The 21249-nt window shown below is 65.9% G+C and carries 23 protein-coding genes and 1 pseudogene; 12 read left to right on the top strand and 12 right to left on the bottom strand.

All coding sequences use genetic code 11. The features are described from left to right. Nucleotides 1-69: 69 nt before the first annotated feature. From EYW47_RS06935 to EYW47_RS06910, 6 genes are all read left to right on the top strand, one after another. Nucleotides 70-699, top strand: a complete 630-nt coding sequence (locus EYW47_RS06935; protein WP_133194097.1) for a 2-hydroxychromene-2-carboxylate isomerase — start codon at nucleotides 70-72, stop codon at nucleotides 697-699. A 217-nt stretch (nucleotides 700-916) separates the two neighbouring features. Then, nucleotides 917-2623 carry a site-specific integrase gene (locus tag EYW47_RS06930; RefSeq protein WP_133194232.1) on the top strand — a complete coding sequence of 569 codons (1707 nt, stop codon included), beginning with the start codon at nucleotides 917-919 and terminating at the stop codon, nucleotides 2621-2623. A gap of 140 nt (nucleotides 2624-2763) precedes the next feature. Next, nucleotides 2764-3195 carry a hypothetical protein gene (locus EYW47_RS06925; protein WP_133194231.1) on the top strand — a complete coding sequence of 144 codons (432 nt, stop codon included), beginning with the start codon at nucleotides 2764-2766 and terminating at the stop codon, nucleotides 3193-3195. 117 nt (nucleotides 3196-3312) lie between these two features. After that, the gene (locus tag EYW47_RS06920) at nucleotides 3313-3621 is read left to right on the top strand and encodes a hypothetical protein (protein ID WP_028216367.1); all 309 of its coding nucleotides are present in this window, start codon (nucleotides 3313-3315) and stop codon (nucleotides 3619-3621) included. A gap of 98 nt (nucleotides 3622-3719) precedes the next feature. Beyond that, complete coding sequence (locus EYW47_RS06915; RefSeq protein WP_133194096.1) at nucleotides 3720-5723, top strand: DUF5107 domain-containing protein; 2004 nt, start codon at nucleotides 3720-3722, stop codon at nucleotides 5721-5723. A gap of 237 nt (nucleotides 5724-5960) precedes the next feature. Continuing rightward, nucleotides 5961-6404 (top strand): thioesterase family protein, encoded by a 444-nt coding sequence (locus tag EYW47_RS06910; protein ID WP_133194095.1) that lies wholly within the window; start codon nucleotides 5961-5963, stop codon nucleotides 6402-6404. Between the two features lie 14 nt (nucleotides 6405-6418). On the opposite strand, the gene EYW47_RS06905 is transcribed toward EYW47_RS06910, so the two are convergent. After that, on the bottom strand, nucleotides 6419-6736 hold the full coding sequence (locus EYW47_RS06905) for a YnfA family protein (RefSeq protein WP_133194094.1): 318 nt from the start codon (nucleotides 6734-6736) through the stop codon (nucleotides 6419-6421). A gap of 324 nt (nucleotides 6737-7060) precedes the next feature. Between EYW47_RS06905 and EYW47_RS06900 the strand changes: the two genes are divergently transcribed. Then, the gene (locus EYW47_RS06900; RefSeq protein ID WP_133194093.1) at nucleotides 7061-8173 is read left to right on the top strand and encodes an asparaginase; all 1113 of its coding nucleotides are present in this window, start codon (nucleotides 7061-7063) and stop codon (nucleotides 8171-8173) included. Nucleotides 8174-8303: 130 nt separating this feature from the next. Here EYW47_RS06900 and phnX read toward each other — a convergent pair whose 3' ends face one another. The 3 genes from phnX to EYW47_RS06885 all read right to left on the bottom strand — a co-directional run bounded on the left by phnX (nucleotide 8304) and on the right by EYW47_RS06885 (nucleotide 10563). After that, a complete protein-coding gene (gene phnX, locus EYW47_RS06895; protein ID WP_133194092.1) occupies nucleotides 8304-9107 on the bottom strand; it encodes a phosphonoacetaldehyde hydrolase in 804 nt (267 codons plus the stop codon). A gap of 107 nt (nucleotides 9108-9214) precedes the next feature. Next, nucleotides 9215-10387 carry a 2-aminoethylphosphonate--pyruvate transaminase gene (locus tag EYW47_RS06890; protein ID WP_133194091.1) on the bottom strand — a complete coding sequence of 391 codons (1173 nt, stop codon included), beginning with the start codon at nucleotides 10385-10387 and terminating at the stop codon, nucleotides 9215-9217. After that, a complete protein-coding gene (locus tag EYW47_RS06885) occupies nucleotides 10384-10563 on the bottom strand; it encodes a hypothetical protein (protein ID WP_133194090.1) in 180 nt (59 codons plus the stop codon). Before EYW47_RS06885 ends, EYW47_RS06890 begins: the two co-directional genes overlap by 4 nt. Here EYW47_RS06885 and EYW47_RS06880 point away from each other — a divergent pair. Further along, nucleotides 10562-11419 (top strand): LysR substrate-binding domain-containing protein, encoded by an 858-nt coding sequence (locus tag EYW47_RS06880; protein ID WP_028216375.1) that lies wholly within the window; start codon nucleotides 10562-10564, stop codon nucleotides 11417-11419. The genes EYW47_RS06885 and EYW47_RS06880 overlap by 2 nt on opposite strands. 12 nt (nucleotides 11420-11431) lie before the next feature. Here the strand turns inward: EYW47_RS06880 and EYW47_RS06875 are convergent, their stop codons facing one another. Beyond that, nucleotides 11432-11689: a hypothetical protein gene (locus EYW47_RS06875; RefSeq protein ID WP_133194089.1), complete on the bottom strand. Its 258-nt coding sequence runs from the start codon at nucleotides 11687-11689 to the stop codon at nucleotides 11432-11434. A 230-nt stretch (nucleotides 11690-11919) separates the two neighbouring features. Between EYW47_RS06875 and EYW47_RS06870 the strand changes: the two genes are divergently transcribed. Then, complete coding sequence (locus tag EYW47_RS06870) at nucleotides 11920-12570, top strand: phosphoribosyltransferase (protein ID WP_133194088.1); 651 nt, start codon at nucleotides 11920-11922, stop codon at nucleotides 12568-12570. A 145-nt stretch (nucleotides 12571-12715) separates the two neighbouring features. Here EYW47_RS06870 and EYW47_RS06865 read toward each other — a convergent pair whose 3' ends face one another. Continuing rightward, a complete protein-coding gene (locus tag EYW47_RS06865) occupies nucleotides 12716-13012 on the bottom strand; it encodes a YciI-like protein (protein WP_133194087.1) in 297 nt (98 codons plus the stop codon). 220 nt (nucleotides 13013-13232) lie between these two features. Here EYW47_RS06865 and EYW47_RS06860 point away from each other — a divergent pair, with 220 nt between their 5' ends. The 3 genes from EYW47_RS06860 (at nucleotide 13233) to EYW47_RS06850 (ending at nucleotide 15045) form a co-directional block, all read left to right on the top strand. Then, nucleotides 13233-13565: a PsiF family protein gene (locus EYW47_RS06860; RefSeq protein ID WP_133194086.1), complete on the top strand. Its 333-nt coding sequence runs from the start codon at nucleotides 13233-13235 to the stop codon at nucleotides 13563-13565. Between the two features lie 308 nt (nucleotides 13566-13873). Continuing rightward, nucleotides 13874-14320, top strand: a complete 447-nt coding sequence (locus EYW47_RS06855) for a hypothetical protein (protein WP_133194085.1) — start codon at nucleotides 13874-13876, stop codon at nucleotides 14318-14320. A 137-nt stretch (nucleotides 14321-14457) separates the two neighbouring features. After that, on the top strand, nucleotides 14458-15045 hold the full coding sequence (locus EYW47_RS06850) for a BPSL1445 family SYLF domain-containing lipoprotein (protein WP_133194084.1): 588 nt from the start codon (nucleotides 14458-14460) through the stop codon (nucleotides 15043-15045). A 73-nt stretch (nucleotides 15046-15118) separates the two neighbouring features. Here EYW47_RS06850 and EYW47_RS06845 read toward each other — a convergent pair whose 3' ends face one another. The 6 genes and pseudogenes from EYW47_RS06845 to EYW47_RS06820 all read right to left on the bottom strand — a co-directional run bounded on the left by EYW47_RS06845 (nucleotide 15119) and on the right by EYW47_RS06820 (nucleotide 21179). Further along, on the bottom strand, nucleotides 15119-16186 hold the full coding sequence (locus tag EYW47_RS06845; protein ID WP_133194083.1) for a glycosyltransferase family 4 protein: 1068 nt from the start codon (nucleotides 16184-16186) through the stop codon (nucleotides 15119-15121). A 263-nt stretch (nucleotides 16187-16449) separates the two neighbouring features. Then, the gene (locus tag EYW47_RS06840; RefSeq protein ID WP_133194082.1) at nucleotides 16450-17622 is read right to left on the bottom strand and encodes an AAA family ATPase; all 1173 of its coding nucleotides are present in this window, start codon (nucleotides 17620-17622) and stop codon (nucleotides 16450-16452) included. Nucleotides 17623-17749: 127 nt separating this feature from the next. Beyond that, on the bottom strand, nucleotides 17750-19156 hold the full coding sequence (gene otsA, locus EYW47_RS06835; RefSeq protein WP_133194081.1) for an alpha,alpha-trehalose-phosphate synthase (UDP-forming): 1407 nt from the start codon (nucleotides 19154-19156) through the stop codon (nucleotides 17750-17752). 150 nt (nucleotides 19157-19306) lie between these two features. Then, nucleotides 19307-19664 (bottom strand): annotated as a pseudogene (locus tag EYW47_RS41320) (mechanosensitive ion channel domain-containing protein); the annotation flags it as partial. A gap of 193 nt (nucleotides 19665-19857) precedes the next feature. Then, on the bottom strand, nucleotides 19858-20214 hold the full coding sequence (locus EYW47_RS06825) for a Rap1a/Tai family immunity protein (protein WP_028216386.1): 357 nt from the start codon (nucleotides 20212-20214) through the stop codon (nucleotides 19858-19860). A gap of 251 nt (nucleotides 20215-20465) precedes the next feature. Continuing rightward, a complete protein-coding gene (locus EYW47_RS06820) occupies nucleotides 20466-21179 on the bottom strand; it encodes an ankyrin repeat domain-containing protein (RefSeq protein WP_133194080.1) in 714 nt (237 codons plus the stop codon). Nucleotides 21180-21249 lie beyond the last annotated feature (70 nt).

Here is a 21249-nt window from a genome sequence, read left to right as displayed (position 1 = left end):
CTGATAGCCAGGCGACACAGTCCGCTTTCAAACCACCGAAGCTTTGCCACCATTGCCTGCGAGTAGCTCATGACATCGTCTCGTGTCCAGTTCCTGTTCGACTTTGGCAGCCCGAACGCGTACTTCTGCCATAAGGTCATTCCGACCATCGCCGCCCGCACGGGTGTCGAGTTCGAATACGTGCCCATTCTATTGGGCGGTCTGTTCAAGCTGACCGGTAATCGCTCCCCTGCTGAAGCGTTTGCCGGCATCGTGAACAAAGTCGCCTATGAGAGGCTGGAAACTCAGCGTTTCATCGCCAAAAATAACATTGATGGTTATCGCCAGAATCCCTTTTGGCCGATCAACACCCTGCAAATCATGCGCGGCGCAATGGCGGCACAGCGTCAAGGATGCTTCATGCCTTACGTGAACGCGGTCTACGCTCACGTGTGGGAGCAACAGCGCAACATGGAAGATCCTGAGATCATCGTGCAATCCCTGCGGGAAGCCGGCCTCGATGGCAAGGCAATCTATGAAGGCACGCAAGATCCCGAGGTGAAAGCGGCATTGTTGGCGAATACTCAAGCTGCCTTCGAGCGCGGAGCCTTTGGTTCACCGACGTTTTTTGTGGGTGACGAGATTTTCTTCGGCAAAGACAGACTGCGCGAAGTCGAGGAAGAGATCGTTCGGGTCTGCGGACTGAACCAGGCAAGCTAACGTCAGGATCCAACCAACGACAGCGAGGTTTCCGAAACGTCCGCCCTACTCCCACCCCGTTCACGTGCCTTGACGCGTGAACGGAACGCTTCGTATGACATGACTTCTATTTCCCTTTTCGGGAGGCCCATCGTCGCTAGCTGGCTGAATGTCGATGTCACTATTAAGATAACTTTTCTTATCATAAGGTCTGTATTTATGACTTAAACTCGTGAGCATGAAAAACCGCCTCACTCGCCCTCACGTTCCGCCTTGTGCCACACCACCCGGCTTTCCCGATGCCGACGAACTCGCGGTGCTGCGCGCCTGGTATGCCGGCCTGCCCGTCCGCCAGGCGGTCGTTCGCTACCTGCCTTCAAGGCTCGGCGAGAACAAATCCGCGCGCGGCGTGCTCGGCGCGATCCGGCGCAGGCTGCTGGGCATCGCGCGCGCGGCGCATCGTGACGATCTCGCTGCCCTGCTCGATCATCCCGCCGAGGAACGCGAGCGCCACGCGAAGGCCGTCGCGCAGGCCATCGATATCCTGCGCACGGCACGCCCGCCGGAGCCCCAGATCGCCGACGACATCGCGCAGTGGTTCACGCCGCGCGCGGTTCGTGTGCTGCACGCGCACGGCATCACGACGCTGGCCGACCTCACCGTGCGCATCCCGCGCCGCCGCCAGTGGTGGAAAGCCGTGCCGGGACTCGGCATGGCAAGTGCGCGCGCCATCGAGGCGTTCTTCGCGGACTGGCCCGCACTCACGGAAAAGGCGCGCGCGCTCGTGGTCGCGGGCCAGCGCGGCGACATCGTGCCCTGGGAAGCCATCAGGCTGCCGCACGAGGTCGACGGCACGGCCGGCACCTTTCGCGCTCCACAGGCCACCTGCACGCTCGATGCGTCCAACGATTACGAGGCCGTGCAAACCTGGCTCGCGCTGCACGAATCGCCGGCCACGCAGCGCACCTACCGCAAGGAGGCAGAGCGGTTGATCCTGTGGGCCATCGTCGAGCGCGGCCGCGCGCTCTCCTCCCTCACCACGGAAGACGCAATCGCGTATCGCGCCTTCCTGCGCCACCCAAGCCCGCACGGCCGTTGGGTCGGGCCGGTGCGAACGCGCACCTCGCCGGACTGGCGGCCGTTCAACGGCAGCCTCTCGGCGCGCTCGGTCGCGCATGCGCTGTCGATCCTCGGCGCCCTGTTCCGCTGGCTCATCGAGCAGCGCTACGTGCTCGCGAATCCGTTCGCCGGTGTGAAAGTGCGCGGCGGCAACGCGGCATCTGCGCTGGATGCCTCGCACGCGTTCAGCGAGGGCGAATGGGCGCTCGTGCGCACGATTGCGGAGGGTCTGGAGTGGTCGTACGGCTGGTCGGCTCCAGCGGCGCGTCGCCTGCGGTTTCTGCTGGATTTCGCGTATGCGACCGGACTGCGCGCAAGCGAGTTGGTCGGGGCGACGCTGGGCCATGTCGAAACGGATCCGCACGGCGATCACTGGCTGCGCGTGACGGGCAAGGGAAAGAAACTGGCGCGCGTCGCGCTGCCGCCGCTCGCGTGGGACGCGCTGGCAAGCTACCTGGCCGAGCGCGAACTGCCGGTGATGCCGGTGCGCTGGAATCCGGCCACGCCGGTCATCGGCAGCCTCGAAGCCGACAGCGACGCGGCGATCAGCGGCGTGCGGCTCTGGATGGTGATGCGGCGCTTCTTTTTGCTGGCCGCCGGCGCGATCGAGGCCGACCACGCGCCGCTTGCGCAAAAGCTGCGCCGCGCGAGCCCTCACTGGATGCGCCACACCCATGCGACGCACGCACTGGGTCGCGGCGCGGAGCTCACCACCGTGCGGGACAACCTGCGGCACGCCTCCGTGTCCACGACCTCGATCTACCTGCACAGCGACGAAGTCAAGCGCGCACGGCAGATCGGCGAGGCTTTTGCGAGAGCAAAGTGAGTTGCAGCACGGCCGGTCAGGCACGGCCGGCCAGGGACATTCGACGTATCGACGAAAATTGGCGAGAATGCCCCGCAGCACCGTTTATCAGGCGCACTCCGTCCCCGGAGTTGCCGCTCAATCTGGAAAGCAATATGAAATTGAAACGCCTCTTGCTCGCTGCGCTCGCGGCAACTTCGTTCGTGACTGGCGCTCATGCGCAAAGCAACGCGTCCGACTCGCTCGCCACACCCGCGGGCACGTTGCAATTCGTGCGCGACGACCGCGATTACCTGGCTCTGCTCGACAAGCAAATTTTCGACCGTTTCGGCGCAAAGACGCTCGAGCACTTCGACGACATGGGCCACGATGGCGGCACCATCACGCGCATGCTCGTGCAGACCGCTTACGGCCCGGTGCTCTACGACTTTCGCAGCCGTCCGCCGCTGGTGAAACGCGCGAACGTGCGCATGACGGTCAAGCGCGTGTACTGGCAGCCCGATGAAGTCGTGATGCAGGGCCCGCAAGGCTGGTTCCGCTTCAAAGACGGCACGCTGACGAAGCTGCAATCAACGACCACGACGTACCACTAAGTGCGCTCGTACGCCTCTGGCTTTCCATGGCACGCCAGAGGCGGCGTAGCGTTCTCGCCGCTTTCCAGCCGCCGTCGAACGGACTAGCATATTAATCTCGCTTCGAAGGAGGTGACTATGGCTACGTTTGCTGTCGACGGAGTGCGTATCAGCGCGTCAACGGACCGGGTGACGCACGTGCGCTGGGCGCCAATTGACCCTCATTCCCATGACTGGCTCTCGCCGCCCAGGATCTCTGAAGTGGCGGACGTCGCGCACGATATTCGCTTGGGCGCGGTGGTGTATTCCGTTTTCACGCTGGGCGGGATGAAGTTCCTCGGGCCAAAGATCAAGACGGTTCCGCACCCGAACGGGGTCGACGGAATCGATATGGAAGTCCCCGACGGCAGCGTCGAGAAGTCGATGGACGATCTGCCCCGCGTCTAGCAAAAACCGTATGCGTTCCCGCGCGACTCTTCCGGCCTGGCTGGCGCTCGTCTCGCCTTCTTGAGAGATGGCCACCGCCCAGCAGCCGGAAGGTTGTCATGACACACATACGCACCGAGCGTCTTGCCCTGCCCGTCTCCCGCCTGGGTCCGGCCAACCCGTTGCCGATATTCCGCTGGCAACAGCCCACGTCGGCGAATCCGGCGCCGCCCGCCAATAATCTGAGCGCGGACGAACGCAAACATGCCTTCGTCTGGGGCGACGCGTCGATTCTGCCGTACCGTGTCCAGGACGATTACGACCGTCACTTGCAGCCCGGCCATCTCGATGCAGTCGTGCTCGACAACGGCTTGTTGCGCGCAACCGTGCTCCCGGGTCTTGGCGGGCGCCTCGCCTCTCTCATCGATCTGAGCAACGGAGCGGAACTGCTGTTTCGCAACCCCGTATTCCAGCCCGCGAATCTGGCGGCGCTCAATGCGTGGTTTTCCGGCGGCATCGAATGGAATGGCTTGATTCCCGGGCATACGCCTTTTACCTGTGCAGCGGTTTTCTGCGGCGTCGTCGAAACGGACGACGGCCCGATCCTGCGGCTCCATGAATTCGATCGAGTCCGCGAGGCCAGTTGGCAAGTCGACCTGTTCCTGCCGCACGGCGAAAGCCGCCTTTACGTGCACGGCCGCATCGTCAATCCCAACCCCACGCAGATTGCCTGCTATTGGTGGACCAATGCCGCGGTTCCGTATCGGCCCGGCATGCGCGTGCTCGCGCCCGCCGATTACGGCATCGAACACGTGCTGCCGGACAATCATCTCGAGCGATTCGCACTGAATGCCCATGGTTTCGACGCCAGCTATCCGGCGCGATGGCACGCTGCCACGTCGGTGTTCTTCCGCAAGCCCGATGCGGACCGGCTCTGGATCGCCGCGCTCGACCACGAGGGGCGCGGCATTGTGCAAACCGCGACATCCGGGATGCGCGGCCGCAAAATGTTTTTCTTCGGCACCGGCGCCGGCGGACGACACTGGATGGAGGTGCTCGGGCGGCCCGGCGACACGGAGTATGTCGAGATCCAGGCCGGCATCGCACCAACGCAGGATCAGGAATTCATGCTGCCCGGCGGCGGCGCGCTCGAATGGACCGAGTGCTGGATGCCGTTCGCGCTCGCTGCCCCGGCCGCGCACGATCCGTGCTGGCATACCGCCTGCTCGGCGGTGCGGCGCGCGCTCGACGCGCAACTTCCGGCGCACACGCTTGCCTCGCTCGACGCGCGCATGCGGGTTCACGCGATAAAGCCGGTGTCGCGCCGGCTTTATCGCGGCGCGATCTGGGGCCAACTGCACGAAGTCCTGACTGGCCGGCCGGTCGCATCGGGGCTCGATTTCGACGCGCCGCCGGACGTCGCGCGCCCATGGGCAGAGCTTGCCGAGACGGGCCGGTTTTCTGCCGGGTCGCTCGCCGCGCTGCCCGAGATCTGGGTTGCGGGAGATCACTGGCAGCAGGAGTTGCTCGATTCGTCGGCCAGGCATGGCGAGACCTGGCTGCATGCGCTGGCGCTTGGCATCATCGCGCTCGATCGCGGCCACACGGAGCCGGCCCATGCTTTCTTCCAGCGTGCACACGCGTTGCGACCGAACGCGCTCTCGCTGCGCAACCTCGCATTGTCCGAGGGCAATGTGCAAGCGGCCGAGCGGCTCTATCTGAGCGCATGGGATGCGCCCGATGCGCCGCCCCAACTCGCCACCGAAATCGCCGAATGGCTGCTGCGGCACGACCGGATCGCCGCGCTCCGGCGCTTCCTCTCCGGGTTGGGCCCGGACGCCGAACGCCACGAGCGCATCCGGCTGATACGCGCGCGGCTCTCCTTGCTCGACGGGAATCTCGACCTGGCCGAGCAATGGCTCGACTACGAATTTGCGACGATCCGCGAAGGCGAAACCGCGCTCGACGAAATTTGGTCTGCACTCCAGATCACGCGCGCAAGCCGGCGTCTCGGTCGCGCGCTGAGCCCCGATGAAGAGCGCGCGGCGCTCGCCGCGGCCCCGATTCCCTATCGGCTCGATTTCCGCATGGTGCGCGATCCGCGAGCCGCGAGCCGGCGCTAAGGCGGCGCCCGCCTGTGCCATTGTCCCGCCGCGAATCGAGGCCATTCGCGGCCACCCATCGGGCACCCGTCGGACACCCATCGGCCACCCATCGGCCACCCATCGGCCACCTGCGGCGAGCCCGACAACGAGGCGCCGCAAACCGATAAAATCGGGGTTTGCGCGCGCCGGCGCACACGCTGCAAATGACCAGCCGCCCCGCGCCGCGCCCCTCATTCCAACTCAACGCATCGCGCCATGGCCCGCATCGAGCTCCATTTTCCCGAAGACCAGTACTTCTATTCGACGCATCTCACGGTGCGCGTCACCGACATCAACTCGGCGAACCACCTTGCGAACGACTCGATGATCTCGATGATTTCGGAGGCGCGGGCGCGCTTCCTGTTCGACACCGGCATCGAGGATATGAAGGACGCCCACATCAGCATCATCGTCACGGATCTCGCGACCACTTATCGTGCCGAAGCCTACGCGCGCGACCAGCTGTGTTTCGAGGTGGGCATCATGGATTTCAACAAGTACGGCGGCGACATCATTTTCCGCATTACGCGGCCCGCGGACGGCGCGCTTGTCGCGATGGCAAAGTCGGGGTTCGTTTTCTTCGACTACGAGTCGAAAAAAGTCGTGCCGATGCCGCCGGCATTCCGCGCGAAATTCCCGAACGTCAACTCGGTTGCCTGAAACGCCGCGCGTATTCAGCGCGGCTGGAACGCGATGAGCGCCATGCCGGCCAGCGCCAGCGCCATGCCAGCCCAATCCCAGGCGCTCGGCCGGATCGCTTCCACAGCCCACAGCCACAGCATCGCCACGCAGACGTATACGCCGCCGTAAGCGGCGTAGGTGCGCCCCGCCGCGCTCGGATGCAGCGTGAGCAACCACGCGAAAAGCGCGAGCGAAACGGCGGCGGGCACGAGCAGCCACGCACTCGCGCCCTCGCGCAGCCAGCGATACGGCAAGTAGCAGCCCACGATCTCGGCAAGCGCGGTGGCAACGAAAAGCACAAACGTCTTCATGAATGGGACACATTCGGCGGTGGCATCGAGGGGGGCCATGGTAGCGCAGGCCGCGCTACACCGTAAAACGGCCCGATACTGGCCGATGCCGGCGAATTCACTAATCCGGCTGGCGTCCGGTTTATTATCCGGGCGGGAAGAAACATTTTCTGAGTTTCAAATTATTGAGCAATTCGTTCGCGCGTTTCCATTTTAGATTCAAATTCAATGCGATATAAATCAATATATTTCCAGGGCGGCATTGAATTTATCCGTAATTGGCGAATAATCTTTTTCCGCAGCACTCATTTTAAAAACGATTATCAACCGCCAAGGAAAACAATCATGAGAAACGCCATCCGCGCCAAATGCCTTGCCGCCACATTCGTGCTTGCCGCCACTGCCCTGCCCACTAGCGTTTCGCTGGCCGCCGGTGAAGCCACCGCCACTTCCACCACTGCATCCGCCGCGCTGCCGCGCGTGGCCGTGCTCGCCACCGGCGGCACGATTGCGGGCCAGGCGGACACGCGCGCGGCAAACGCCTACAACGCGGGCGCCGTGGGCGCGCAGCAACTCGTACAAGCGGTGCCCGGCATCGAAAAGCTCGCCCACCTCAGCACCGAGCAGGTGGCGTCAATCGGCTCGCAGGACATGAACGACAAGGTCTGGTTCGCGCTCGCGCGGCGCATCCAGGAAATCTTCGACCGTAACGAAGCCGACGCCGTGGTCATCACGCACGGGACGGACACGCTCGAGGAAACGGCCTTCTTCCTCGACAACGTGCTGCATACCGACAAGCCCGTCGTGCTGGTGGGCTCCATGCGGCCTTCGACGGCCACGAGCGCGGACGGCCCGAGCAATCTCTACGAAGCCGTCGAAGTGGCGGCGAGCCCGGCGGCGCGCGGGCGCGGCGTGATGGTGGTGCTCAACGACACGATCCAGTCGGCGCGCGCGACCACCAAGACGAACACGACGAGCGTGCAGACGTTCGCTTCGCCCAACAGCGGCCCGATCGGCTACGTCGATCCCGCAAGCGTGCGCTTTCTCGCTCCGGCGTTCCAGCCGGACAGCCACAAGTACGCGCTGCCCTCGGGCGAGCAGCTGCCGCGCGTCGAGATCGTTTATTCGCACGCCAACATGGACGGCGTGCAGATCGACAACGCCATCGCCAACAAGGCCAAGGGCATCGTGCTGGCGGGCGTCGGCGACGGCAACACCTCGAAAGCGGCGCTCGAGGCGCTTCAGCGCGCCGCGAAGCAAGGTATCGTGGTGGTGCGCGCAACGCGCGTGGGGTCGGGATTCGTGAACCGCAACGTCGAAGTGAACGACGACACGAGCGGCTTCGTCGTCTCACTCGACCTGAATCCGCAGAAAGCGCGCGTACTCACGCAATTGCTGATCGCCAACGGCATCACCTCGCCCGCACAGGTGCAGAAGGCGTTTGCCGCGACGTGGTGAGCGGCGCGGCATGACCGGGCGAGATCGGATTCGATCGCCTTTAAGGAAGCGATCCTGGCGGCAGCGAGCCGCCAGGATCGCGCTCGCCGCTCGCACCTGATCAGGCGAGATCAGGACAACTCACGGCAACTCAGGGACGCTCGCCGCGTGCGAGCCGCGTTTCGATTTCCGTGACCACGGGCAGCAAGTCGGCGACGCTGTCGATCACATAGTGCGCGCCTGCGGCGCGCAGGCGTTGCACGGCGGCTTCGCGGCGCTGCGCGAAGTCTTCCGGCGAGAGTGCGCGGACTTCGTCCTCGGTGAGGCCGAACGCGTTGCCGCTGACGGCCACGCCCACGGTCCAGGTGCCGCCGTTGATGCCCTCTTCGATACCCACTTCGGTGTCGTCCACCTTGATCGCTTCGCGCGCGCGCCACACGCCGAGCTGCGGCAGCGTCCGGTAGATCATGTACGGCGACGGCCGGCCTTCGGGCGTGTCGCCCGTGCACACGATGCTGTCCGCGGTGAAGCCTTGCCTGGCCGCGCCCGGCACGATCTGGTCGATGATCTCGCGCGTGTAGCCCGTGGTCGAGCCGATGCGCACGCCATCGGCGCGCAGTTGCGAGGTGACGGCCGCGACCCCTGGGATCACGTCGCTATATTGTGCGGCCACGGCAACGTTCTTCGGCACGAACACGTCGTAGACCGCGTCGATATCGGCCTCGCCGGGCGCATGGCCATGGCGTGCTTCCCAAGCCTTGGCGACGCGCGGCAGCGCCATCAGGGCCGCAATGTGCGGCCGCTTGGCCATGCCCATCGGGCCGCGTGCCTCTTCGATCGTGATTGGTACGCCGAACTGCTCGAACGTCTCGACGAACGCGCCCATGGGCGCGCGCGAGCCATAGTCGACCACCGTGCCGGCCCAGTCGAAGATCACTGCCTTGACGTATTTCATTTCCGTAAGTCCTGGAAGATGCACTGCAAAATGCGCTGCAAAAGTTCGTGTGTCTGGATTGGAGGGAAAGGCTGCGCGCCTGGAAGCGCGCAGCACGCACACCGTCCTCAGGCCGCGAGCGCCTCGCGGGCGTCGAGCGCCGCATGCGCAGGCGCGCCGCTGGGCACGCCAAGCGTGCGCAAAGCGGCGCCGCAGGCCTGGACAACGCGCTGCATGACCGCCTCGTCGAGCGCGCCGATGCAGCCGATGCGAAAGCTCTCGACACTGGTGAGCTTGCCCGGATAGATGATGAAGCCCTGCTCTTTCATCAATTCGTAAAAGCGCGCGAAGCTGAACGACGGATGAGCGGGCGAAAAGAACGTGACGATGATCGGCGAGCGCCACGCTTCGGTCAGCAGCGGCTCGAAGCCGAGCGCGCGCATGCCTTCGACCATGACGTCGCGATTGCGCGCGTAGCGCGCGAGACGCCCCGGCTGGCCGCCCTCGGCCTCATGCAGGCGCAGCGCTTCGAGAAACGCGGCCACGGCGTGCGTGGGCGGCGTGAAGCGCCACTGTCCGGTGCGGTTCATCACGTCCCACTGATCGTGCAAATCCAGTGCGAGCGAATGGCTGTTGCCCTTCGCGGCCGCGAGCGCCGCCTTTTTCGCCACGACGAAGCCGAAGCCCGGCACGCCCTCGATGCACTTGTTCGCCGACGAGACGAAGGCCTCGCACGGCAGCGTGCGCATGTCGAGCGGCACGGCGCCGAAGGCGCTCATCGAGTCGACCAGCAGGCGCCGGCCATGGCGCGCCGTGACGGCGGCGATCTCCTCGATCGGGTTGAGAATGCCGGAACTCGTTTCGCAGTGCACCACGACGACGTGCGTGATGTCGGCGTGGGCGGCGAGCAGGCGCTCGACGTCGGCGGCACGCGGCGGCAGATAGTCGCCCGTGTCGTGCACGGTGTGGCGGCGGCCCAGATAGCGCAGCGTGGTGGCAATGCGCTTGCCGTAGGCGCCGTTGGCGAGCACGAGCGCGTGGCCGTCCCGCGGCACGAAGCTGCCGAGCATCGCCTCGACGCAGTAGCTGCCGCTGCCCTGCAGCGGTACGCAGTCGTATTCGCCGTTTGCATCATGGGCGTCGCAGCCGGCGATCTCCAGCAGCGCACTGCGCAGACGTGCCGTCATTGCCCGGAAATCGGCGTCCCACGAGCCCCAGTCGCGCAGCATCGCGGCTTTGGTCGTTGCGGCCGTGGTCAGCGGGCCGGGGGTCAACAGGTACGGGTCTGCAGGGATGGTCATGCAGCTGCTCCAGTGATAGTCAGCAGGAAAGCCGACACATTACTGCAGCGCAGCACATAGGTAAAATCGATATAATCGATGTTCATATCGATAAAACTTATACCATCACTGCTGTGCCCGCTCGACCCGTCTCGGGCGCGGATGGGCGCATCTTCGAGCCGGGAGCCGACCACCATGCAATACGCCCAGTTGCGTGCCTTTCACGCCGTTGCCGAGCACGGCGGCTTCTCGCGCGCCGCACAGGCGCTCTCGCTCACCCAGCCGGCCGTCTCCGACCATGTGCGGCGGCTCGAAGCGGATTTCGGCGTGAAGCTGTTCGAGCGCGCGCCGCGCGGCGTCGAGCTCACCGACCTCGGGCGCCGGCTCTACGCGGTGACACGCCAGATGGTGGGCTGCGAGCGCGACGCGCGGCGCCTGCTCGAAGCGGCGGGTGCGCTGGAATCGGGGGAGCTGGCACTGGTCGCCGACGCGCCCGACCTCGCCGTCAAGCTGATCGGCGCGTTCCGGCGCCGCTATCCGGGCGTGGTGGTGAAGCTCGCCATCGCGAACGCCACCGAGTGCATGCGGCGCGTGCTGTCGAGCGAGGTGGACGCCGCGATCACGGCTGCGCACCAGGTGCACAGCCGCCTGCACTCGCGCGTGCTGCGCGAGGACCCGCTGGTGGCGGTCGTGCCCGCCGAGAGCGCCGCGGCGAAAAAGCGCCGCATGACCTACGAAGAGCTGGTGCGCGAGCCGATGATCTTCCGCGAGGCCCAATCGGTCACACAGCAGATGCTCGAGGCGGAACTGGTGCGCAAAGGGTTGCAGGTCGAGCCCGTGCTCTATGTGGATGGCCGCGAGGGGCTGCAGACCGCCATCGCGCAGGGGGTGGGCGCGGGCGTCATCGCGGGCGCGGAGTTCGGCGAATCGCGGCGGATTCGCGCGATCCCGCTCGTGGATTGCCAGGTGCACATGGTGGAAACGCTGGTGCGGCTCGCCGAGCCTTCGTCGTCGAATCTGCTCGACGCGCTCTTCGCGACGCCGCTCGACTGAGCGCCAACCCGCTCACGACACGACGATGTCGGCCCCCACCTGGTGCAGCAGGTCGCGCAGCGTCTCGGCCTGCTCCATGCGCGCGCCATGGCGCAGATGAATGCGCAGCGCTTGCCCCGCGATGCCGTCCACGGGCCGCACCAACGTGAGTTCCAGCGCGAGCCCGAGTCCGTCGGGCGCATCGGCTTGCGCGGGCTCGACGACCCGCGGCGCGAAATTGGCAGGAGGCGCGGCTGAAATACGGGTCGAAAAACAGGCGGAATCGGACATGGCACGGACCTCGTCGATGAAAGGTTCGAGGTCATCGTAACCATGCCGGCGTGCCGCTCCAAACGAGAAATCGGCGTATGCAAATGAGCCCGCGGCTGCGAAGCATGCGCCTGAATGCCAGTCATTCCCAAGCGCCCTTTTTTGTCCGCGATTTCCGCTCACGCAGGTGCAGCACGTGGCACACTGGACAGATCGTTCCACCTCAGCCATGCACGGGACCGGAGTCGCTCATGGAACGTCCCTTCACCGATCGCCGCGAAGCAGGACAAATGCTCGCGGCGCAACTTGCGCCCTACGCCGGGCGCCGCGATATCGTCGTGCTGGCGCTGCCCCGCGGTGGCGTACCGGTTGCGTTCGAAGTTGCCGAGGCGCTGCGCGCGCCGCTCGACGTGCTGCCCGTATGCAAGCTCGGCATGCCCTGGCAGCCGGAGCTCGCGATGGGCGCGCTCTCCTCGAACGGTGCGCAATATGTCGACGAAACGCTCATCCGCGAAGCCGGCGTGAGCGAGGCGCAATTGCAGAGCGCGCTCTCCCTCGCACGCATCGAGCTGGGCAGGCGGGAGGCCCGCTACCGCGGCGCGCGGCCGCCTGTGCCCGTGGCAGGACGCGTGACGCTCCTGATCGACGACGGCATGGCCACGGGCGCCTCGATCAAGGCCGCCGCGCGCGCGCTCGCCTCGCTTGGCCCCGCGCGCATCATCGCAGCGCTGCCGGTCGCGCCGGCCGGTGCGCGCGCACGGCTCGCGGGCGCCGTCGACGATCTCGTCTGCGTGCACACGCCCGCGTCGTTCATGAGCGTGGGCCAGTTCTATTTCGACTTCGACCAGGTCGACGACGAAACCGTGCGCGATTTGCTCGACCGCGCGGCGACGGACGATTGAGACCTGGCAGGCGACACCGGTTGGCCGCCGCGGATCGCGGGCATGCAGGGGCCGAGAACATTGTGTGCGCAGCCATCCAACACTCACCGGCTAGACGACTGCGCGAGCGCACCAACTGCGCCCTGGGTGCGCCGCGCGCCAGGGATCAGCGCACCGGATTCGCCGCGTGCTCCCCGACCACCGTCTGCCAGGGCCGCACGCGCCACGCCTTGACGAGGCCCGCCTTCACATAGGGATCGGCGCGCGCGAACGCTTGCGCGACCGCGGGGCTGTCGCCCTGGAATAGCAGCAGCGCCCCGTCCACCGGGTCGGCGATTGCGCCCGCTAGCAGCAACTCGCCGCGCCCGGCCGCCGCCCACGCGAGTGCCAGGTGCTCGTCGCGGTGCTCGGGGCGCCGTTCGAGATAGTCGTCGGCGAGGTCGTACATCAAGAGGTAATGCATCGCTTGTCTCCCGTGGCATGCAAAGCGGTCGGCGGTTTGCGCTGCAACGAATGCCGCGCAGGGTCGACACGCTTCATTGTGCCTGAGCGCGCGTCAACCGAAGGCACCGCCGGTTCGTTTTCAGGGTGGCTTTGCCATAATGGTTGCAGCGATGGGCAAAGATAAGGCGCCTGCTCGCGCGACTACCGACAACAATGTCGACATCCCATGGGAGTGAACAATGAAGATTCAATCCGTCATTGCTGCAATCGTGCTGAGCGGCGCGCTGGCCGCGCCGGCGTTCGCACAGACCGCCGCACCCGCGGCGCCGGCTTCCGGGGCCATGAGCCCGAATAGCCAGCAGTCGAAGATGAAGACGTGCAACACCCAGGCCGGCAGCAAGAAAGGCGACGACCGCAAGGCGTTCATGAAGCAGTGCCTCTCGGCCGCTGGCGTGCCGGCGCCGACCATGTCGCAGCAAGAGCGGATGAAGGCGTGCAACACGCAAGCCGGCGACAAGAAGGGCGACGACCGCAAGGCGTTCATGAAGCAGTGCCTCTCGACGAAGAGCTGATCCGCCGCGTGACCGAAGCGCCTTGTTTGCGCCCGGTCCCGGCTTCAGCGCTGCTTTAGCCTCATCGCGACGCGCCCCGGCCTATGCTGCGGCGCGTCGTTTTTTCATGGCGAGGCCGTCTTTGCGCATGGGCCTGTGCACCCGGGCCCCGCACGTGCGCCTGCGCATCTCCGAGCTTGCGCCTGCACGCCATTTTTCTCCTATGATGGCTGCAGCGGCGCCCTTCCGTGATACGAAACCACGCAGTCACCATCGGGCCGCCGAACGAACGCTGAAGCCTATGCCGGTCGCATCGCACGGAGGCGCGGATGGTGTGGAAACGCAAGAACCGCTGGATTCGCCGCTGGCTGGTGGTGATCGTTTTCTGGCTCGTACCGGTGATGATCGTCGTGGTGCGCGAGGCTCAGGACGAGATGGCCTATAACCGCGCGGATCTTCAGCGCGCGCTCACGAGCTGGACTTTCACCGACGCCGAACGTGCCGCCGGCGCGCCGCTGCATTGCCAGGGCACGACCGAGCGCGCACGCGCACTGGGCTGCCCTGCCGCCGTGCTCGCAGAGAATGCCGCGCCCCATCAGGCGGCGCTCGACGAATATGCCACCCGCCGCGCGACGCTCGTGAGCTATCTATGGCATGCGTTCGTCGGCTATTGGGTCGTGCCAGCGCTCGCGCTGCTCGCGATCGGCATCGTCCTTGGCGGCGTGAAGCGGGCGCTGCGCCGCCCTCCTGCCACCAAACCCGTGCCGGAACGCTGACGCGCGTCTTGTCACTGCACTGTCTCGAGCGGGCAAATCAGGAGCCTGTGCTATAACGGCGAAGCTGATCCCGCCATCGGCAAAGCGCCATGGCGGCACGGCTTTCGGATATTTCGGAACCCAGAACGGAGAACAACATGCAAGCACGCCGTTTCGTCCTGAAGACTTCAGTCGCAATCGCGCTCGCCAGCGCGGCGCTGGCAGGCTGCTCAACCACCGGCAACAATCCGCCCACCGCTCAAACCAACGATGCGCGCCGCCAGTCGATCGACGCTTCCGTCGACGGCACGCTCTCGCGCCTGTTCCAGACCGTGCCGGGCTCGCGCGAACTCGTAGGCAAGGCGCGCGGCGTGCTGGTGTTCCCGCAGGTGATCCAGGCGGGCATCGGCATCGGCGGCGAACATGGCGATGGCGCGCTGCGTGTCGGCGGCAGCACGGTCGGCTACTACAGCACGACGGGGGCATCGGTGGGCGCGACGCTCGGCATGCAGTCGAAGGCGGTCGTCTACCTCTTCATGACGCAGGACGCGCTGGAACGGCTGCGGACCTCGGAAGGCTGGGCGGTCGGCGGCGACGCCTCGGTCGCGCTCGTGAAGGTCGGCGCGAACGGCTCGATCGACACCACCACGGCCGTCAAGCCCGTGGAAGTCTTCGTGCTCACGAACAGCGGCCTGATCGGCGATCTCTCGCTCGGCACCACCAAGATCACCCAGCTGAAGCTGTAATCACTCCACGTGCGCGAGCGCCGTGGTTCGCCCGAGTCTCCCCGACTCGGGCCGCCTCAGGCTTTTCAGCCGCTCAGCTCGTGGACGTGTCGATCACCTTGAAGCGCGAACGCTTGTTCGCGCGTATCACCGCCTGATACGCCTCGATGTACTGCTGCGCCATGCGGTGCGACGTGAATCGCTCTTCGAAGCGGCGCCGCACACCGGCGCGCGGCACGCGCGCGAGCCGGTTCACGGCCGCGACGGCGCCAATCTCGTCCTCGACGATAAATCCCGAGACGCCCTCGTCCACCACTTCCGGCACCGCGCCGCGATTGAACGCGATCACGGGCGTGCCGCAGGCCATCGCCTCGATCATCACGAGCCCGAACGGCTCGGGCCAGTCGATCGGAAACAGCAGCGCATGCGCACCGGAGAGAAACTCGGCCTTCTGGCTGTCGTTGATCTCGCCGACGAACTCGACATTCTGGAGTGCGAAGAGCGGCTTGATTTCGCGTTCGAAATATTCGCGGTCGGCCTCGTCGACCTTCGCCGCGATGCGGATCGGCAAGCCGCAGCGCTGCGCGATGCGGATCGCGGTGTCCACGCGCTTCTCGGGCGAGATGCGGCCGAGAAACGCCAGATAGCGCTGTTCGACGGGCTGCGGCGTGTAGAGCGTCTCGGGCAGGCCGTGATAGACGGTCTTGAGCCATTTGGCCTGCGGTATCGGCTGGCGCTGCGAGTTCGAGATCGAAATGACGGGGGCCGTGTTGAACGTGTCAAACACCGGTTGCTGCTCCGGCAAGTCGAGGCGGCCGTGCAGCGTGGTCACGAACGGCGTTTCCTGGCGCTTGAACACCGAAAACGAGTAGTAGTCCATATGGAAGTGCAGCACGTCGAACTGATCGGCCTGACGGCGCACCATCTCCATGAGCAGCATGTGCGGCGCGATCCGGTCGCGAATGCCGGGGTCGAGGCGCAGCGCGCGCGGCCACACGGGTTCGAGCTTCGCACGCGTTTGTGAATCGCCGCTGGCGAACAGCGTTACGTCGTGCCCGAGATCGACCAGCGCCTCGGTGATGTACGACACGGCGCGCTCGGTGCCGCCGTAGAGCTTGGGCGGCACCGATTCGGTCAACGGGGCGATCTGCGCAATTCTCATCGGTTGTCTCCTTCGTGTTCCGCGCAAGAGGCACGCGGTAAATCCGGTAGCCGGTCCGAGCCATTGTAAGGCAAGCCAGGTACCGCGACCGCACCGCCGGGCATCGAAGGGACAGACCCGCACAGGGCATCATCGAGCGGCTGGAGGCGGCTCATTTAGCGATTATTCGCCCTGCGTGGCGCACGCGCTGCGAGTCTTTCAATTGCTATATCGAGTTACAGGTGGAAACAACTTGCGGCGCGCAGCCGGCACGGCGCCCACGCTCAGCGCGACGGCCATTTCCACGCCGGAACGTCAAGCGAGACGTCTTCGGCGAGCGCCGTCGCACCGAGGCGCCGCTCCAGCACGATCGACTGGCTGCCCGCCTCGCGCTCGAGCGCCGCGACGAGCCGCGCCGCATGCGAGACCACCAGCACCTGCGAGTGCACCGAGGCTCGCGCGATGAGCCGCGCGAGCGACGGCAGCAAGTCCGGGTGCAGGCTCGTCTCCGGCTCGTCGAGCACGAGCAGCGCGGGCGGCCGCGGGCTCAGCAGCGCCGCTGATAGCAGCAGATAGCGCAGCGTGCCATCCGAAAGCTCGGCGCCGCGCAACGGCCGCAGCAGCCCTTCCTGACGCAGCGCCACCTCGAAGCGCCCCTCGTGGCTCACGATTTCGACGCGCGCGCCGGGAAACGCATCGCCGACCGCCGTGTCGAGCGCTCCACCATCGCCGATCTCGCGGATCGTCTGCAGCGCGGCGGCAAGATTCGCGCCGTCGTCGGCAAGCACCGGCGAATGGGTGCCGATCTGCACCTGGCGCGCGGGGGCGTGCACGTCGGTGCGGAAGTGGTCGTAGAAGCGCCACGAACGGATCTGCTCGCGCACCGCAATCATCTCCGGCGCGCTGCGCGGGTCGGCGAACTCCGTCATCATGCTGTCGAAGCTGGCCACCGGTTGCGCGAGCGTGGTCCACTCGCCTCGCCCTGCCTCTTCATCGCGGATGCGGATCATCGGCCCCTGGCGGTCCACGAGCAAAGCCGATGGACGCAGCACCGGCCCACCCCAGATGCATTCGCGCTTGATGACCGGGTCAAGCGAAAAATACGACGAACCGGGCATCGGCAAGCCAAGGTCGATCGCATAGCCAAAGGTCTCGCCCGAGAAGCCGAGCTTGAGGCTCACCGCGTCTTTGCGCACGGTGCCCTCAACCGCGTACTCGCCTTTGGCGACCGCGCGCGAGAAGCGCTCGGGGCCGGCCCACAGCGTCGATTGCAGGCCGCCCTCGCGCGCCAGCGACGGAATCACGCCGCCGCGCGCCGTCAACGCGAGCAGGCGCAGCGCCCGATAGAGATTGGACTTGCCGCTGCCGTTCGGTCCCGTGATGACGTTCAGCGGGCCGAGCGGCACGATCAGCTCGCGCAGCGAGCGGTAGTTGGCGATGGCGAGGGTGGAGAGCATGAGCCGTAGCGGGCGCGCCTGCGCGCGGGTTGAGCCAGCGCCCGATGATACGCAATCGGGCGCGGCGCGCGTTGTCGCCAGTCGGCGGCGTCGTCGAATGGGCAATCGGGGACTGCCGCGCGATCGCTCAGCGCGGCTGCGGCACGGCCGCGAGGTCGCCGAGGAAGCGGTCGCGCCAGACGCCCAGATCGTTGCGGCGCAGCGCCTCCATATTGACGTGGTAGCGTGCCTTGCGCTCATCGAGCGGCATCGAGAGCGCCCGGCCGAGCGCCTCCGACATGCCGGCCGCGTCGTGCGGATTCACGAGCAGCGCGCCGGTGAGCTCGGCGGCGGCGCCCGCGAAGATCGAGAGCACCAGCACGCCGGGGTCCGCGGGATTCTGCGCGGCCACGTACTCCTTCGCGACCAGATTCATGCCGTCGTGCAGCGGCGTGACATAGCCCACCTGCGACTCGCGAAACAGCGACACCAGCTTCCAGCGGTCGTATTGCTGGCTCAGGTAGCGGATCGGTGTGTAGTCGAGCCCTGAATAGCGCCCGTTGATGCGCCCCGCCTCGCGCTCCAGTTCCTCGCGGATGACCTTGTAGCTCGCCACGTCGGAACGCGTGGGCGGCGCGATCTGCACGAGCGTGACCTTGCCGCGCCATTCGGGCGAATGCTCGAGCAACTGCTCGAACGCGTGAAAACGCTCGACCAGGCCCTTCGAGTAATCGAGCCGGTCCACGCTCATGATGAGCTTGCGCCCTTCGAGACTCTGCTTGAGGTCGAGCACGTGCTGGCGGCTCTCGTAGCGCGCGGCCTGCTCGGCGATCTCGTCGGGAAACACGCCGATGCGATAGACGCCAGTGCGCAGCTTGCGCCCGTAGGCCTCTACCTCGCCCTCCTCCTTGTTCTCGCCGTGCTCACGCACCGTGCCGCGCGCGGTCCGCACGATGTAATCGTGAAACGCCTGCTGGTCATTGCGCGTCTGGAAGCCGAGCAGGTCATAGCAGGACAGCGACTTCACGAGCTCTTCGTGCGGCGGAATCGTCAGCAGTACTTGCGGCGAAGGAAACGGAATGTGCAAAAAGAAGCCGATGCGATTGCGCACGCCCTCGGAGCGCAGCGCCTCGGCGAACGGGATCAGGTGGTAGTCGTGGACCCAGATCATGTCGTCGGGCTGGATCAGCTTGATGAGCTTGTGCGCGAGCCACGCGTTCACGCGCCGGTAGCCCGCGTATTCGTCGCGCTCGTAGCGCGCGAGATCGTTGCGGTAGTGGAAGATCGGCCACAGCGTGGCGTTCGAGAACCCGCGGTAATACTGGTCGTAGTCCTTCTTCGTGAGCCCGGCTGTCGCGAACGTGACGTGGCCCTCCTCGGCGAGCGTCGGGCCCGCGTTCGCCACCGTCTCGCTCACGACGTCGCCGCTCCAGCCGAACCACACGCCGCCCGCGTCCTTGAGCGCACCGAACACCCCGACGGCGAGTCCCCCTGCGGAGCCCTTGGTCTCCGTGGGCGTCGCCACGCGGTTCGAGACGACTATCAGTCTGGCCATCGAGATGCTCCTCCTGTTTGCTCCATTGCTTCCTCGGCTGTTTCTTTTGCCGCTTCTTATTTATAGGCTCGCTCGCGGGCTTGCATTGCTGGGCGGCCTGCAAACGCGCCATCCGGCTACGCTCAACGCGTGGTGCGAACTCACGAGCACGCGCAACGGGGCGAGCGACAGACGGTAGTCGAGCCACGGGACACCGCGCCGATGATCTGCAAACTGCTGTGCGTTCAGTTCGTGAGCCGATTCTCGACTCGATGAATCATTGCAGCGCCACGGCCAGGCGCCGCTGGTCCCAGATCCGTAACGAGACATAAGTGCCGGTAATTTCTTCGATGCGTCCCCACCCGGCCTGGATGACAACCACGTCGCAGAGCCGGATCGGCTGTGTCAGTGCGATTTGCAGCCCGGTGATCAGATTGCCCAGCACGAGACGTGCCACGAGAGCGGCCACGGCCGCCGGGGCCAGCAGGCTAGCGGCAATCTGACGCGTGTTCGGGAAAGTCATGCGCGCGACGGCGCGAGATGCGTTGACGGCCCGTGAGCCGTCCCGCTGGTGAATCGATTGAAGCGTACGCCGACGATTCAACGGCGTACGGCCGGGGCTACGCGCCCGGATGCGCAGCCTGCCGGGCAGTCAGGCGCGCGCGATGAGATCTATGGACAGGCGACCGGGCGAAGAGCCGGTTACAGGCTCAGCTGCCGGCTCAGTTGCTGGTTTTGCACGGAAACGCCTTGCCGAGCCCGAGCGAGATCGCCGTGCTGGCGTTGTAGCCGGCGACATTCGGATTGTCGGCGATGTACTTGCGCACGGCGTCGGTGAGTTGCGCCGAGCGCGCGTCCGCCGGCAGGCAGAAGTATTGGCCCACGCGCGGGCCGGTCGTGCCGCCGATTGCGTCGATGGTGTTGAAAATGCCGTCGGCGGCCCCTTCAATGTAGGCGGCGCATGCGCTGCGCGACGCCACGTCGGTCTTCGAGCACAGCCGGTTCAGATCGGAGGCGGTAAAGGCGAAAGCCGAAATCGGCACAGCGAGCGCGCCGGCGCAGATCAGAGCCCGCAGCATGATTCTCCTTGATTCGTCGTTGGGGGCGGCGCTTGCCGCGCCGCGAGCCGCCCGCTGGCGGCCGGCGGCAACCCCGGTATTGTGCACTGTTTTTGCGGGCGCGCCGTGCGGCGCCTCACGAAAGGACCGGCGAGCGGCATTGCATGGCCTGACGCGGCCGGCGCCGCACGTGGGGCACCCGGTCTCGCCACCGCCGCGAATGCGCCTGCGTTCGAGCCCGGATGCGGCCCCACTGCGGCCCTGCCGTGGCCTTACTGCGCTGTCTGACCCATGCGCGCCGAGAGATCCTTGATCGCGTCGGGTGCCTTGTACTGCTTGGCGAAATCGAGCGCGTTCATGCCGATCTGGTTCTTCGCATTGAGATTGGCGCCGTGGTCGAGCAGCAGCTTCGCGGTGCTCATATGGTCGCCGCGCGCGGCCATCATGAGCGGCGTCGTGCCGTTGGGCGACAGCGCATTGACGTCAGCCGAATAGCCGATCAGCAGCTTCGCCACGTCATCCTGGCCATTCGCCGCGGCATAGTGCAGCGCGGTCCAGCCCTGCTTGTTCACCTCGGCGCCCTTGGTGATGAGCAGCTTCACGAGCTCCATGTCGCCGTTGAGCGAGGCCAGCATCAGCGCATTCTCGCCAGCCTTGTCCTCGGCGGTGATGTTGGTCTTCGGATTGTCGAGCAGCAGCGCCGCCACCTTGTCCGACTTCTCGCGCGCGGCCAGCACGAGCAGCGGCATGCCCTGGCTGTCGGTGACGTTCGGGTCCATGCCGTTGGCGATGTCCTTGGCGACGCCCTTGTCGTCGTCGAATTTCACGGCCTTCACGAGCGAGTCGATCGGCGCGGCGTGGGCCGGCGCGCTCGCGAGGAAGGCGGCGCTCATGCCGATGGCGAGCGCGGCGGCGATGCGGCGCACGCCTGCGGCGCGCGGGGCTTGCGTAGCGTGGAAGGTGGACGTAAGCGGATTCAAGTTCATGTCAAGCCTTAACGTTATTCGCTATCTAATTGATAATAAATAATAAACGGAAGTTTGCCGCGAGCGGTTC

This window comes from Paraburkholderia silviterrae (assembly GCF_004353915.1).
GTDB classification, from domain to species: Bacteria; Pseudomonadota; Gammaproteobacteria; order Burkholderiales; family Burkholderiaceae; genus Paraburkholderia; species Paraburkholderia silviterrae.
The sequence above is the reverse complement of the archived record's forward strand: the minus strand, read 5'-3'. Positions and strand labels throughout refer to the sequence as shown.

Excerpts from the sequence above, each read along its gene's own strand:
- EYW47_RS06880 (WP_028216375.1), top strand. The coding sequence starts at position 10,562 with ATGCAATACGCCCAGTTGCGTGCCTTTCACGCCGTTGCCGAGCACGGC.
- EYW47_RS06885 (WP_133194090.1), bottom strand. The coding sequence starts at position 10,563 with ATGGTGGTCGGCTCCCGGCTCGAAGATGCGCCCATCCGCGCCCGAGAC.
- EYW47_RS06915 (WP_133194096.1), top strand. The coding sequence starts at position 3,720 with ATGACACACATACGCACCGAGCGTCTTGCCCTGCCCGTCTCCCGCCTG.
- phnX (WP_133194092.1), bottom strand. The coding sequence starts at position 9,107 with ATGAAATACGTCAAGGCAGTGATCTTCGACTGGGCCGGCACGGTGGTC.
- otsA (WP_133194081.1), bottom strand. The coding sequence starts at position 19,156 with ATGGCCAGACTGATAGTCGTCTCGAACCGCGTGGCGACGCCCACGGAG.
- EYW47_RS06910 (WP_133194095.1), top strand. The coding sequence starts at position 5,961 with ATGGCCCGCATCGAGCTCCATTTTCCCGAAGACCAGTACTTCTATTCG.
- EYW47_RS06875 (WP_133194089.1), bottom strand. The coding sequence starts at position 11,689 with ATGTCCGATTCCGCCTGTTTTTCGACCCGTATTTCAGCCGCGCCTCCT.
- EYW47_RS06920 (WP_028216367.1), top strand. The coding sequence starts at position 3,313 with ATGGCTACGTTTGCTGTCGACGGAGTGCGTATCAGCGCGTCAACGGAC.
- EYW47_RS06825 (WP_028216386.1), bottom strand. The coding sequence starts at position 20,214 with ATGCTGCGGGCTCTGATCTGCGCCGGCGCGCTCGCTGTGCCGATTTCG.
- EYW47_RS06820 (WP_133194080.1), bottom strand. The coding sequence starts at position 21,179 with ATGAACTTGAATCCGCTTACGTCCACCTTCCACGCTACGCAAGCCCCG.
- EYW47_RS06840 (WP_133194082.1), bottom strand. The coding sequence starts at position 17,622 with ATGCTCTCCACCCTCGCCATCGCCAACTACCGCTCGCTGCGCGAGCTG.
- EYW47_RS06855 (WP_133194085.1), top strand. The coding sequence starts at position 13,874 with ATGGTGTGGAAACGCAAGAACCGCTGGATTCGCCGCTGGCTGGTGGTG.
- EYW47_RS06865 (WP_133194087.1), bottom strand. The coding sequence starts at position 13,012 with ATGCATTACCTCTTGATGTACGACCTCGCCGACGACTATCTCGAACGG.
- EYW47_RS06870 (WP_133194088.1), top strand. The coding sequence starts at position 11,920 with ATGGAACGTCCCTTCACCGATCGCCGCGAAGCAGGACAAATGCTCGCG.
- EYW47_RS06890 (WP_133194091.1), bottom strand. The coding sequence starts at position 10,387 with ATGACCATCCCTGCAGACCCGTACCTGTTGACCCCCGGCCCGCTGACC.
- EYW47_RS06850 (WP_133194084.1), top strand. The coding sequence starts at position 14,458 with ATGCAAGCACGCCGTTTCGTCCTGAAGACTTCAGTCGCAATCGCGCTC.
- EYW47_RS06860 (WP_133194086.1), top strand. The coding sequence starts at position 13,233 with ATGAAGATTCAATCCGTCATTGCTGCAATCGTGCTGAGCGGCGCGCTG.
- EYW47_RS06935 (WP_133194097.1), top strand. The coding sequence starts at position 70 with ATGACATCGTCTCGTGTCCAGTTCCTGTTCGACTTTGGCAGCCCGAAC.
- EYW47_RS06905 (WP_133194094.1), bottom strand. The coding sequence starts at position 6,736 with ATGAAGACGTTTGTGCTTTTCGTTGCCACCGCGCTTGCCGAGATCGTG.
- EYW47_RS06900 (WP_133194093.1), top strand. The coding sequence starts at position 7,061 with ATGAGAAACGCCATCCGCGCCAAATGCCTTGCCGCCACATTCGTGCTT.
- EYW47_RS06930 (WP_133194232.1), top strand. The coding sequence starts at position 917 with ATGAAAAACCGCCTCACTCGCCCTCACGTTCCGCCTTGTGCCACACCA.
- EYW47_RS06845 (WP_133194083.1), bottom strand. The coding sequence starts at position 16,186 with ATGAGAATTGCGCAGATCGCCCCGTTGACCGAATCGGTGCCGCCCAAG.